This is a genomic window from Streptomyces sp. NPDC096048, assembly GCF_044763415.1.
Taxonomy (GTDB): domain Bacteria; phylum Actinomycetota; class Actinomycetes; order Streptomycetales; family Streptomycetaceae; genus Streptomyces.
Genome location: NZ_JBIWGG010000006.1, coordinates 427,538 through 440,038, shown reverse-complemented (window position 1 = coordinate 440,038; position 12,501 = coordinate 427,538). Strand labels below are relative to the sequence as shown.

The window sequence follows — 12,501 nt, the reverse complement described above, 5'->3', positions numbered from 1 at the left end:
GTGGGGGCACCCCCTCTGGGGGCACCCCCTCTGGGGGCACCCCCTCTGGGGGCACCCCCTCTGGGGGCACCCCCTCTGGGGGCACCCCCTCTGGGGGCACCCCCTCTGGGGGAGGCGCCCCGCCACGCCGGGCAGCGCGACGCCCCCTCGGCCCCGCGACGCCCCCTCAGCCCCTTCAGCCCCGCAACGCCCTCAACTGATCGAGGAACCACCGCGCCGGAGGCAGCGCCGTCCCCGCCGCCGCCAACCTCTTCGACCGCTCCGCCCGCTCCCCGGCACCGACCGACAACGCCTCGTGCAACGCCTCCGCCGTCCCCGACACGTCGTACGGATTCACCACCACCGCGTCCTCGCCCAGCTCCTCGTACGCCCCCGCCTCCCGGGACAGCACCAGCACGCACCCCTCGTCGGAGACGACCGGCACCTCCTTGGCGACGAGGTTCATCCCGTCCCGGACGGGGTTGACCAGCGCCACGTCCGCCAGCCGGTACGCCGCCAGCGACCGCGCGAAGTCGTCCTTCACATGCAGCACGACCGGCGTCCACCCGGCCGTCCCGAACTCGTCGTTGATCGACTCGGCCACCCGCTGCACCTCGGCCGTGTAGTCCCGGTACACGGCGAGGTCCTGCCGGGAGGGGTAGGCGAAGGCGACGTGCACGACCCGCTCGCGCCACTCGGGCCGCCCGGCCAGCAGCTCCCGGTAGGCCAGCAGCCCTCGCACGATGTTCTTCGACAGCTCGGTCCGGTCCACCCGCACGATCGTCCGGCGCGCGCTCCCGTCAGGGGCCGCCCCGATCTCCGCCCGCAGCGCCGCCATCCGCTCGTCCACGTCGGCCTCGTGCGACCGCTGTCGCAGGAAGTCCGCGTCCGCCCCGAGCCCGTGCACGCCGATCTCCGTGCCGCCGACCCCACCCACCACGGCGTCGCAGCACGCGGTGAACGCGTCCGCCCACCGACGGGTGAGGAACCCGAGCCGGTCGGCGCCGAGCATGCCGCGCAGCACCTGCTCGGCGATGTCGTCCGGCAGCAGCCGGAAGTAGTCGACCGGGGCCCACGGCGTGTGCGAGAAGTGCCCGATCCTGAGGTCCGGCCGCAGCTCGCGCAGCATCCCGGGCACCAGCGTCAGGTGGTAGTCCTGCACGATCGCGACCGCGCCCTCGGCCGCCTCCTCGGCCAGCGCCTCGGCGAAGGCCCGGTTGTAGGCCTCGTAGGAGGCCCACTGCCGCCGGAACTCCGCGTCGAAGACCGGCTCCAGCGGCGTCTGGTAGAGCATGTGGTGCACGAACCACAGCACGGAGTTGGCGATGCCGTTGTACGCGTCCGCGTGCACGTCGGCCGGTACGTCCAGCATCCGTACGCCGTCCTCGCCGACCCCGCGCCGTACCGCCTCGCGGTCGCCGTCGCTCAACGCGGAGCACACCCACAGCGCCCCCGCGTCCGGCCCGATGGCCGACAGTCCGGAGACCAGCCCGCCACCGCCGCGTTTGGCGTGCAGCGAACCGTCCTTGCGCACCTCGTACGAGACCGGCCCCCTGTTGGAGGCGACCACCACCTGAGCAGCACCGAAGCTTGAAGCCATACGCCTCAACCTAGCCCGGCCCCGAAACCCTCAAACGTGCTCGGACGGTGTGGCCGGCTGACTCTCACGCCGCCTTTCGGGTCGCGTACTCCGGGATCTCCGTCATCGGGGGCCGTTCCTCGGTGTCCACGGAGTACGTGCGCGGCTCGAAACCGTCGGCGCCCCGCTCGAACTGGATGAGGGACGGCCGGACCAGGTGGCCGCGGGCCAGCCGGAGCTGGGCGGTGCGGTAGATCGCGGCGGACATGCGGCCCAGCGCCTGGCCGTCCTGGTGCCGGTGCCTGCGGACGCCGACGTCGACCTGGGCGAGGGCGTCCAGGCCCACCAGGTGCAGGGCGTCGACCAGCATGCCCAGCTCGACTCCGTAGCCGACGGGGAAGGGGAGCTGTTCGAGGAGGGAGCGGCGGGCCGCGTACTCGCCGCCGAGCGGCTGGACGAAACCGGCCAGCCGCGGCCAGTGCATGTTGAGCAGCGGACGGGCCATGAGTTCCGTGACCCGGCCGCCCTGGCCGGGGGCGGTGCCGAGGGGCCGGTCGTACATGGCCTTCACGAGGTGCACGTCCGGCTCGGTGAGCAGCGGGCCGACGATCCCGGACACGAAGTCGGCCGAGAACTCGCGCAGGTCCGCGTCGACGAAGCAGACGATGTCGCCGCCGGTGACCAGCAGTGAGCGCCACAGCACCTCGCCCTTGCCCGGCACGGCCGGGACGCGGGGCAGGATCGCGTCGCGGTGCACGACCCGGGCGCCCGCCGCCGCGGCCACCGCCGACGTCCGGTCCCTGGACCCGGAGTCCACGACCACCAGCTCGTCCACGAGCGGCACCCGCTCCATCAGTTCCCGCCGGATCACCGAGACGATGCCGCCGACGGTCGCCTCCTCGTCGAGGGCGGGGAGCACCACGCTGACCGACTGCCCGCCCGCGTGCTTGGCGGCCATGAGCTGCTGGATCGGCCGGTCCGCCACGGACCAGGAGCGTGCGCTCAGCCAGCGCTCGACTTCTTCCAGCACGGTCTCCGGCTCCCTCTGTGATCCATCTCGCGGTTCGGACGACTATCTCAACAGTGATGGACGTCGGTTACAGTCTTGAACAACGCGGGTGACCATCGCATGCCGGGGTCGCCGCGCGAACGACAACTGAAGACCGCTCATCCAGAGGGGCAGAGGGATACGGCCCGTTGAAGCCCCGGCAACCCTCCAGTCGGTTCTTGTCACGCGGACGTGGCGAGGCTCCCGGCTAGGGAAGGTGCCAAATCCGTCTCACGGCGAGATGCGTCGTGAGGAAGATGAGGAGAAAGGGCCTCGCCTCACATGGCTGTGCAGACTGTCGAAAGCACCACCGACACCACCGCTTCCACCCCCTCCGCCGCCTCCCCGGTCGACCTCGGTCCCGCCTCGGCGCTCACCTGCCGCGAGTGCGGCCACCGCGTGCCCCTCGGCCCGGTCTTCGCCTGCGAGGAGTGTTTCGGCCCGCTGGAGATCGCCTACGACTTCTCGGCGTACGACACCGAGGAACTCCGCGAGCGGATCGAAGCGGGCCCCGCGAACATCTGGCGTTACGCCCCGCTGCTGCCCGTCCCCGCCGACGTGGCGGACAAGCCGAACATCAACCCGGGCTGGACCAAGCTGGTCAAGGCCGACAACCTGGCCCGCGAGCTGGGCGTCACCGGCGGTCTGTACGTCAAGGACGACTCCGGCAACCCGACGCACTCCTTCAAGGACCGTGTCGTCGCGCAGGCCATCGAGGCCGCCCGCGCCTTCGGCTTCACCACCCTGTCCTGCTCCTCCACCGGCAACCTCGCGGGTGCCGTCGGCGCCGCCGCCGCCCGCGCCGGCTTCCGCTCCTGCGTGTTCATCCCGCACGACCTGGAGCAGGGCAAGGTCGTCATGGCCGCCGTCTACGGCGGTGAGCTGGTCGGCATCCAGGGCAACTACGACGACGTGAACCGCTTCTGCTCCGAGCTGATCGGCGACCCGGCCGGCGAGGGCTGGGGCTTCGTCAACGTCAACCTGCGGCCGTACTACGCGGAGGGCTCCAAGACCCTCGCGTACGAGATCTGCGAGCAGCTCGGCTGGCGGCTGCCCGACCAGCTCGTCGTCCCGATCGCCTCCGGCTCCCAGCTCACGAAGATCGACAAGGGTCTGCAGGAGCTGATCAAGCTCGGTCTGGTCGAGGACAAGCCGTACAAGATCTTCGGCGCCCAGGCCGAGGGCTGCTCGCCGGTGTCCACCGCGTACAAGGCCGGCCACGACGTCGTACGCCCCCAGAAGCCGGACACCATCGCCAAGTCCCTGGCGATCGGCAACCCGGCCGACGGCCCCTACGTCCTCGACATCGCGCGCCGCACCGGTGGCGCCGTGGAGGACGTGAACGACGAGCAGGTCGTGGACGCGATCAAGCTGCTGGCCCGCACGGAGGGCATCTTCGCGGAGACGGCGGGCGGCGTGACGGTCGGCGTCACGAAGAAGCTGATCGAGGCCGGCCTCCTGGACCCGTCCCTCACCACCGTCGTCCTCAACACCGGCGACGGTCTGAAGACCCTCGACGCGGTGGCCGGCACCGGCCTCACCGCCACCATCCGCCCGAACCTGGACTCCTTCCGAGAGGCTGGCCTCGCATGAGCGTGACCGTTCGCATCCCGACCATCCTGCGCACCTACACCGGCGGCAAGGCCGAGGTCGCCGCCGACGGCGCGAACCTCGGTGAGGTCATCGCCGACCTGGAGAAGAACCACACCGGGATCGCCGCCCGTGTCCTGGACGACCAGGGCAAGCTGCGTCGCTTCGTCAACGTCTACGTCAACGACGACGACGTCCGCTTCGAGCAGGGCCTGGAGACCGCGACCCCGGACGGCGTCGGCGTCTCCATCATCCCGGCGGTCGCCGGCGGCTGACCCGGCCCTCGATTACCTCTGGTAATCACGGTAACGCTCAGTTCATCGAATTGCCCCCTCCGTAAGAGAAGCGGAGGGGGCAATTCCATGTGATTGAGCGCGGTAGAGTTGGGGAACGCGCTCCCGATCGAAAGATCGGAAACCCTGAATTCCTGCCGCCCGCCCGACGAGATGTAGCCAAAGTGTGGGTGTGTTTCGCGGCTTTTGTGCCCTTTGTGTGCCCCGACTTGACCCGAATTCAGGCGAATTCGCGCCACATTCCGGACCGGGTTCGTCCAGATTTCTCGTCCGATTGACCTGTTGCAGACGGCAGTTGGGCAGATACATTCAGCCGCGGTCGACGCGTTCCGGCGCACGCCCCCAGTCGTGGGGGGTGAGGTCTGACCCGGGTCCGCGAAGTGCGGATCTGTGCAAGGGCCAGTAATAGGGGAGTTAGGCATGGCTCAGGGCACCGTCAAGTGGTTCAACGCGGAGAAGGGGTACGGCTTCATCGCGGTCGACGGTGGTGCGGATGTTTTCGTCCACTACAGCGCGATTCAGATGGACGGCTACCGCACCCTCGAAGAAGGCCAGCGGGTCGAGTTCGAGATCTCGCAGGGTCAGAAGGGCCCGCAGGCCGACATGGTTCGCCTCAGCGCCTGAGACGCGCGACCACGGCAAGTCAGCGGTCTTCTCCGAAGGGCCCGCACCCCATGGGGTGCGGGCCCTTCGGTCTGCCCGGAACCCGTGCCGATCCCCGAGAGGCGCTTGCACTCGGCAGGGGCGAGTGCTAATCATTGCGTTAGCACTCTGAAGGTGAGAGTGACAACGAAGGACCGGGTCGGTGAGGCCCGCAGGCCGGGTGGGGAAGGAACCGCCAGGCCGGCGAGCCGTCCGTCGCGGGCGCGGGCGCGGTCCGAAGGAATCACCCCCAGTCCTGGAGGGACCACTTCACATGGCCAAGATCATCGCGTTCGACGAGGAGGCGCGGCGCGGCCTCGAGCGCGGCATGAACCAGCTCGCGGACGCCGTCAAGGTGACGCTCGGCCCCAAGGGCCGCAACGTCGTCCTCGAGAAGAAGTGGGGCGCCCCCACGATCACCAACGATGGTGTCTCCATCGCCAAGGAGATCGAGCTCGAGGACCCGTACGAGAAGATCGGCGCCGAGCTGGTCAAGGAAGTCGCCAAGAAGACGGACGACGTCGCCGGTGACGGTACGACCACCGCGACCGTTCTCGCCCAGGCCCTGGTCAAGGAAGGCCTGCGCAACGTCGCCGCCGGTGCCAACCCGATGGCCCTGAAGCGCGGTATCGAGAAGGCCGTCGAGGCCGTCTCCGCCGCCCTGCTGGAGCAGGCGAAGGACGTCGAGACCAAGGAGCAGATCGCCTCCACGGCCTCCATCTCCGCCGCCGACACCCAGATCGGCGAGCTCATCGCCGAGGCCATGGACAAGGTCGGCAAGGAAGGCGTCATCACCGTCGAGGAGTCCCAGACCTTCGGTCTGGAGCTGGAGCTCACCGAGGGTATGCGCTTCGACAAGGGCTACATCTCGGCGTACTTCGCCACCGACATGGAGCGTATGGAGGCGTCGCTCGACGACCCGTACATCCTGATCGCCAACTCCAAGATCGGCAACGTCAAGGACCTGCTGCCGCTCCTGGAGAAGGTCATGCAGTCGGGCAAGCCGCTGCTGATCATCGCCGAGGACGTCGAGGGCGAGGCCCTGTCGACCCTGGTCGTCAACAAGATCCGCGGCACCTTCAAGTCCGTCGCCGTCAAGGCCCCGGGCTTCGGCGACCGCCGCAAGGCGATGCTCCAGGACATCGGCATCCTCACGGGTGGTGAGGTCATCTCCGAGGAGGTCGGCCTCAAGCTGGAGAACGCCACGCTCGACCTCCTGGGCAGCGCGCGCAAGGTCGTCATCACCAAGGACGAGACCACGATCGTGGACGGCGCCGGCTCGGCCGACCAGGTCCAGGGCCGGGTCAACCAGATCCGCGCCGAGATCGAGAACAGCGACTCGGACTACGACCGCGAGAAGCTCCAGGAGCGCCTGGCGAAGCTGGCCGGCGGCGTGGCCGTCATCAAGGCCGGTGCCGCCACCGAGGTCGAGCTCAAGGAGCGCAAGCACCGCATCGAGGACGCCGTTCGCAACGCGAAGGCGGCCGTCGAGGAGGGCATCGTCGCCGGTGGTGGCGTGGCCCTGCTCCAGGCCTCCCAGGTCTTCGAGAAGCTGGAGCTGTCGGGTGACGAGGCGACCGGCGCCAACGCCGTGAAGCTCGCCCTGGAGGCCCCGCTGAAGCAGATCGCCGTCAACGGTGGTCTCGAGGGCGGCGTCGTCGTGGAGAAGGTCCGCAACCTGACCGTCGGCCACGGCCTGAACGCCGCGACCGGTGAGTACGTCGACATGATCGCCGAAGGCATCATCGACCCGGCGAAGGTGACCCGCTCTGCCCTGCAGAACGCCGCCTCCATCGCCGCGCTGTTCCTCACCACCGAGGCCGTCATCGCCGACAAGCCGGAGAAGGCCGCCGCGGGCGGCGCTCCGGGCGGCATGCCGGGCGGTGACATGGACTTCTGATCGACCCCGGTCGATCACCGTCCTTCACACCGAGGGCGGCACCCCCTGTTACGGCAGGGGGTGCCGCCCTCGGGCGTTTCCCGCGTCCGGCCCACCGGCGCACCCGCGGTGTGCCGTGGATCACGCCGGGTCGGGGGCCGCGGGCGGAATGGCCACGAGGGGTGCGTCCGTTGTCGTGGAGGCACGTTTCATGCATACGCACATACCAACCGGTACCCCCCCCAGGAGCCCACACGTGACCGTCACCGCCCCCGACGCCGCCTCGCGCGCCGCCCGGATCCTCGCCCGCCCGGCCACCCTCAACGGCCTGACCGTGCCGAACCGCATCGCGATGGCGCCGATGACCCGGATGTTCTCGCCGGGCGGCGTCCCCGGCGAGGACGTGGTCTCGTACTACTCCCGCCGCGCCGCCGCCGGTGTCGGCCTGATCGTCACCGAGGGCACGTACGTCGGCCACGACTCGGCCGGGCAGAGCGACAGCGTCCCGCGCTTCCACGGCGAGGAGCAGCTGGCCGGCTGGGCGAAGGTGGCCGAGGCGGTGCACGCGGCGGGCGGCACGATCGTGCCGCAGCTGTGGCACATCGGCATGGTCCGCAAGCAGGGCGAGCCCCCCTTCGCGGACGCCCCCGCAGTCGGCCCCTCCGGCCTGCGCATCGGCGAGGACCAGGTCACCGGCAAGGCGATGACCCAGCGCGACCTGGACGACGTCATCGGCGCCTTCGCCGAGGCCGCCGCCGACGCCGAGCGCATCGGCTTCGACGGCGTGGAGCTGCACGGCGCCCACGGCTACCTCCTCGACCAGTTCCTGTGGGCGGGCACCAACCGCCGCACCGACGCCTACGGCGGCGACCCCGTCTCCCGCACCCGCTTCGCCGCCGAGATCGTGGTCGCCGTACGGGAGAGGGTGTCGCCCGAATTCCCGGTCATCTTCCGCTACTCCCAGTGGAAGCAGGACGTCTACGGCGCCCGTCTCGCCGAGACCCCCGAGGAGCTGGAGGCGATCCTCGCCCCGCTCGCCTCGGCCGGCGTCGACGCCTTCCACGCCTCCACCCGCCGCTACTGGCGCCCCGAGTTCGACGGCTCCGACCTCAACCTCGCCGGCTGGACCAAGAAGCTCACCGGCAAGACCGCCATCACCGTCGGCTCGGTCGGCCTCGACGGCGACTTCACCAAGGCCTTCCAGGGCCAGGGCGCCCCGATCGGCAGCCTCGACAACCTCCTCGACCGCATGGAGCGCGACGAGTTCGACCTCGTCGCCGTCGGCCGCGCGCTGCTCCAGGACCCGCGGTGGGCCGAGAAGGTCCTCGCCGGGAACTTCGACGCGCTCGCCCCGTACGACGCGGCCTCGCTGAAGACCCTGAGCTGACCCGGCCCGGTCCCCACGCGCACCGCGGCGTAAAGTCCGTGGGATCACCAACTACTGCCGTACGTACGTTCCGCGGCGTCCAGTGAGGGAGTGATCCATGACGAATCCCGAGGTCCCGGACCCCGTGGTGCGCACCGCCGCCGGTTCGGTGCGCGGGCGGGCGGAGGACGGCCTGACCGTCTTCCGCGGCATCCCGTTCGCCGAACCGCCCGTGGGCGAGGCCCGGTTCGCCGCCCCCCGTCCCGTCCGCCCCTGGGCCGGTATACGTGAGGCGTACGCCTTCGGCCCGCCGCCCCCGCAGGACATGGGGGTCGCGGGCCCGCCCGGCGCCCTCCCCGAGGGCGACGACTGGCTGACGGTCAACATCTGGACCCCCGTGCCCGACCCAGCGGCCCGCCGCCCGGTGATGGTGTGGATCTACGGCGGCGCCTACAAGCTTGGCCACTCCGGCAGTCCCGGTTACGACGCCCGCCGCATCGCCGAGGACGGCGACCTCGTCGTCGTCACCCTCAACTACCGCGTCGGCATGGAGGGCTTCGCCCACATCGAGGGCGCCCCCGCCAACCGGGGCCTGCTCGACCAGGTGGCAGCGCTGGAGTGGGTGCGGGACAACATCGCGGCGTTCGGCGGCGACCCGGACCTGGTCACGGTCTTCGGCGAGTCGGCGGGCGCCGGTTCCGTCGCCTCCCTGCTCGCCATGCCCCGCGCGGCCGGACTCTTCCACCGGGCCATCGCCCAGAGCGTGCCGGGCACCTTCTTCTCCGACGCTCTCGCCCGGGACGTCGGCACCGTCCTCGCCGCCGAGCTGGGCCTGCGCCCCACCGTCGCCGACCTGGCGGCCGTGGACCCGGCCGAACTGGTCAAGGCGGGCCAGACCCTCGCGCCCCGGATGCCCCAGTACGTGGACCGCTGGGGACAGGCCGCGCCCACGGTCACCCCGTACTCGCCGGTCGTCGACGGCGACGTCCTGCCGGTCACGCCGTGGCAGGCGCTGGCGTCCGGCGCGTCCCGGGACGTCGACCTGATAGTCGGCCACAACCGGGACGAGAACCGCCTGTTCACCGCCATGGCGGGCAAGCTCGGCCAGATCGGCGACGAGCGCGCGAGCAAGGCGCTGCGGCTGTACGCGCCGGGCGGCGAGGCGGCCTACCGCGCCGCGTACCCCGATGCTTCCGCGAACGACCTGTACGAACGCGTCCAGACCGACTGGCTGTTCGCCATGCCGTCCCTGCACCTGGCCGAGGCGCACCTCTCGGGCGGCGGCCGGTCCCACGTCTACGAGCTGACCTGGTCCGCGCCGGGCAGCGGCGGCGCCCTCGGCGCGTGCCACGCCCTGGACGTGCCCCTTCTCTTCGGCACCTTCCAGGCCGACCTCGGCCTGCTCCTGTTCGAGGGCGCGGCGCCCTCGGCGGAGGCGCTGGCCCTGTCGTCCCGCTTCCGCTCGTCCTGGACGTCCTTCGCCCGCACCGGCGACCCCGGCTGGCCCGCGTACGACACGGAACGGCGCCTGGTCCAGGTCCTGGACGCGGAGCCGGTCGTGACGCCGTACCCGGAGGAGGCGTCGCGGCGGTTGTGGGAGGGGTACGAGTTCGCTGCGCTGCCTCTGCTGGGGTGAGGCCGTAGGGGCCGCCCGCTTCTTTGCCAGTGTCGTGCTTCCGCGACCCGAGTAAAGGGCGCTGCGCGTCGGCTGCGCCGATCGGCCTGCGGCCGACCCTTGACTCGGGTCGCTCCAGCACGGGTGAGAAGCGAGCGGGCGGCCCGGGGAAAGTGGTGGCCCGGGTACGTCGGTCCCGTACGTGGGCTGCCCAGTGCCCCGGCGTGCGGGAGCGCGCTCGCGCCTCACATGCACGCCGGGCCGTCTCGGCGGCCTTCGGCGGGTGGTCTCCGAGATCGAGGACACTTGGGCCCGAAGTGTCCTCGGTTTTGGAGAGGGGGGTGGGGGCCTCCGTAGCAACGGTCACTTGCTGGCCGGGGCTGCCTTGAGGTCGCTGACGAAGGCCGCCCAGGCGTCAGCCCGGAAGAGGAGGTTCGGGCCGTGGGGGTTCTTGCTGTCGCGGACGGGGACGACAACCGTGCGGCCGACGGCTACCTCCAGGCAGTTGCCGCCGCTGCCCCCGCTGTAGCTGGACTTGCGCCAGTCCAGGTGGTGCTCAGGGATGGTCCTCATGGCCGTAATCCTGCGCCATCGCCTCGACCATGGCCAGGGAGTTCTTCGGGGACAGGGAACAGGCTGAGAGGAGGTCGTACGTGTGCCGCTGGTAGCGCACGACAGCGGGCTCGTCCTCCAGCCGCCCGGTGCCGACACCCTCGAAGTACACCAGCGGTGGCGCGTCCTCGAAGTCCATCAGTTTGATGGCGCCTTCCAGTGAGGCATGCGCTCCCGCCTCGAACGGCAGCACCTGCATGATGATCCGGTTCCTGCTGATCAGGCCGACGATGTGGCCGAGTGCCTCGGCCATCACCTCACGGCCCCCGGTCATCCGACGCAGCGCGGCCTCGTCCAGTACGACCCACAACAGAGGCTCTGTTGGATCGTCGAGGAGGCGGGTCCGTTCCATCCGGGCCGTCACCAGCTCCTCGATCACCTCGCTCGGCGCCGTGGGTTGGTAGGCACGGCAAACCGCCCTGGTGTACGCGGGCGTTTGCAGCAGGCCGGGGATCAGCAGGGGTGCGTACTCCCTGATCTCCGTGGCGGTCGCCTCCGCCTCCGCCGCCTCGGCGAAGTGCTCGGGATACTTCGACTTCGCCGAAGCCGCGCAGTTGCGCTGGAAGAAGTCCTCCGTCCCGAGGGCCTCGTCCAGCAGGCGTGCGTACTCCGGCTGCATCCTGCGCGTACCGGACTCCAGCTGGCCGATGAACGAGCCGCTGACGAACAGCCGCCCGCCCAGTTCCTCCTGGCTCAGCCCGGCCTTCTCGCGGGCGTGCCGTAGCTCGGCGCCCAGCAGGGCGCGGGGGGACGAGGCGGGGTCGAGGTCTTTCGGTCCAGGCATGGCAACGGAACTCCCGGTCGTACAACGAGGGTTGTTGGGGCGCCCTGTATGGCCAGGTTAGAGCCGCGCCGGACACGCTGTGTCGTGAATCACGAACTCAGCGTGGAGGTGGGAGAACGTGCGGTCGACCGAAGAAGTCGTCGAGTCCCTGCGGCAGGCCCTCGTGGACGTCGGCATCGTGCTGCCGTCCCTGTGCGTCGATCCGGTGACCGGCGCGAGCGAGGAGCCGTTCGCGTTGGTCGAGTTGGGGCGTTGCAACGTGCGGGTCGCCGAGCGCCTGGCGTCGGTGGTGCGGGGTGAGCGGCCGCCGGTGGGCGCGCATGCCGTGGACGCGCGGGACGGGCGTGTGGGGGAGGTGATGGGGCACGTCGGCGGCAGCGTGCGACTGCGCCCGGTCGCCGGTGGCCGGGAGTGGGACTGCCCGCAGGCCTCGCTGGCGGCCGCGCGGCCCGAGCAGCTGATGCGGGCCCGGCTGCGCCGGACCAACCACGAGAGCGTGCGGCCCTAGTCCGGCGCGACGATGCGTTCGACCGCCGCCGCCACCAGCGCGTCCCGCTCCTCCGGGGTGAAGACGTCCGGCAGGGTCAGCTGTTCGACGATCAGCCAGTTGAGGGCGAGGTAGAGCAGCTTGACGGCCATGGCGTCGCCCGGGAGGCCGGACGCCTCGTGGTAGGAGACGTTGGCGGCGACGTCGGCGCGGATACGCTCGGTGAGGACGGCGCGCAGGCCGGGGCGGCGGGTGGCCTCCAGGCGGAGTTCCAGCAGGGCGAGGTAGCCGGTGCGGAACGAGGCGATGCGGTCGACCAGTTCGCGCATCAGGGTGACGTAGGTGTCCCGGTCGCGGCCGGCCGTGCGCTGGCGGGCGATCGTGGCCTCGTCGGGGTGGAGCCGCTCGTAGACGCGGGCGCCGGCCTGGGTGAGCAGGTCGTCGCGGTTGGCGAAGTAGTTGGACGCGGTGCCGCCCGGGACGGCGGCCTCCGTGTCCACCGCCCGGAAGGTCAGGCCCCGGGCGCCCTCCCTGGCCAGTACCTCGATCGCCGCGTCGACGAGGGCGGCGCGACGCTCGTCGTTCCTTCTCACCATGGGGTGACACTCCACGTGTAGTACGCTCAGA

At 70.8% G+C, this 12,501-nt stretch carries 12 protein-coding genes and 1 riboswitch; of the genes, 7 read left to right on the top strand and 5 right to left on the bottom strand.

The features are described 5' to 3' along the window. Positions 1-175 precede the first annotated feature (175 nt). Together ACIQ6R_RS19250 and ACIQ6R_RS19245 are read right to left on the bottom strand one after the other, a co-directional pair. Entirely contained in the window at positions 176-1,579 is a 1,404-nt protein-coding gene (locus ACIQ6R_RS19250; protein WP_404222574.1) for a trehalose-6-phosphate synthase, read from the bottom strand. Between the two features lie 64 nt (positions 1,580-1,643). After that, a complete protein-coding gene (locus ACIQ6R_RS19245; protein WP_404222572.1) occupies positions 1,644-2,588 on the bottom strand; it encodes a glucosyl-3-phosphoglycerate synthase in 945 nt (314 codons plus the stop codon). Positions 2,589-2,722: 134 nt separating this feature from the next. Beyond that, a riboswitch (SAM riboswitch) is annotated at positions 2,723-2,870 on the top strand. Positions 2,871-2,888: 18 nt separating this feature from the next. Here ACIQ6R_RS19245 and thrC point away from each other — a divergent pair. From thrC to ACIQ6R_RS19215, 6 genes are all read left to right on the top strand, one after another. Further along, positions 2,889-4,199: a threonine synthase gene (gene thrC / locus ACIQ6R_RS19240; protein WP_404176166.1), complete on the top strand. Its 1,311-nt coding sequence runs from the start codon at positions 2,889-2,891 to the stop codon at positions 4,197-4,199. Further along, entirely contained in the window at positions 4,196-4,471 is a 276-nt protein-coding gene (locus ACIQ6R_RS19235; protein ID WP_404176163.1) for a MoaD/ThiS family protein, read from the top strand. Before thrC ends, ACIQ6R_RS19235 begins: the two co-directional genes overlap by 4 nt. A gap of 438 nt (positions 4,472-4,909) precedes the next feature. Then, positions 4,910-5,113: a cold-shock protein gene (locus ACIQ6R_RS19230; protein ID WP_004929928.1), complete on the top strand. Its 204-nt coding sequence runs from the start codon at positions 4,910-4,912 to the stop codon at positions 5,111-5,113. A 292-nt stretch (positions 5,114-5,405) separates the two neighbouring features. Next, on the top strand, positions 5,406-7,031 hold the full coding sequence (gene groL, locus ACIQ6R_RS19225) for a chaperonin GroEL (protein ID WP_310872702.1): 1,626 nt from the start codon (positions 5,406-5,408) through the stop codon (positions 7,029-7,031). Positions 7,032-7,266: 235 nt separating this feature from the next. Next, the gene (locus tag ACIQ6R_RS19220; protein ID WP_404222571.1) at positions 7,267-8,397 is read left to right on the top strand and encodes an NADH:flavin oxidoreductase; all 1,131 of its coding nucleotides are present in this window, start codon (positions 7,267-7,269) and stop codon (positions 8,395-8,397) included. A gap of 97 nt (positions 8,398-8,494) precedes the next feature. Beyond that, complete coding sequence (locus tag ACIQ6R_RS19215) at positions 8,495-10,012, top strand: carboxylesterase/lipase family protein (RefSeq protein ID WP_404222570.1); 1,518 nt, start codon at positions 8,495-8,497, stop codon at positions 10,010-10,012. A 342-nt stretch (positions 10,013-10,354) separates the two neighbouring features. On the opposite strand, the gene ACIQ6R_RS19210 is transcribed toward ACIQ6R_RS19215, so the two are convergent. Both ACIQ6R_RS19210 and ACIQ6R_RS19205 read right to left on the bottom strand, forming a co-directional pair. Continuing rightward, complete coding sequence (locus ACIQ6R_RS19210; protein ID WP_404222569.1) at positions 10,355-10,564, bottom strand: DUF397 domain-containing protein; 210 nt, start codon at positions 10,562-10,564, stop codon at positions 10,355-10,357. Beyond that, positions 10,548-11,387 carry a helix-turn-helix domain-containing protein gene (locus ACIQ6R_RS19205; RefSeq protein ID WP_404222568.1) on the bottom strand — a complete coding sequence of 280 codons (840 nt, stop codon included), beginning with the start codon at positions 11,385-11,387 and terminating at the stop codon, positions 10,548-10,550. Before ACIQ6R_RS19205 ends, ACIQ6R_RS19210 begins: the two co-directional genes overlap by 17 nt. 118 nt (positions 11,388-11,505) lie before the next feature. Between ACIQ6R_RS19205 and ACIQ6R_RS19200 the strand changes: the two genes are divergently transcribed. Then, positions 11,506-11,895, top strand: a complete 390-nt coding sequence (locus ACIQ6R_RS19200) for a hypothetical protein (RefSeq protein WP_404222567.1) — start codon at positions 11,506-11,508, stop codon at positions 11,893-11,895. Here the strand turns inward: ACIQ6R_RS19200 and ACIQ6R_RS19195 are convergent. Then, a complete protein-coding gene (locus ACIQ6R_RS19195; RefSeq protein ID WP_404222566.1) occupies positions 11,892-12,470 on the bottom strand; it encodes a TetR/AcrR family transcriptional regulator in 579 nt (192 codons plus the stop codon). The two genes, ACIQ6R_RS19200 and ACIQ6R_RS19195, sit on opposite strands and share 4 nt — an antisense overlap. Between the last annotated feature and the right edge of the window lie 31 nt (positions 12,471-12,501).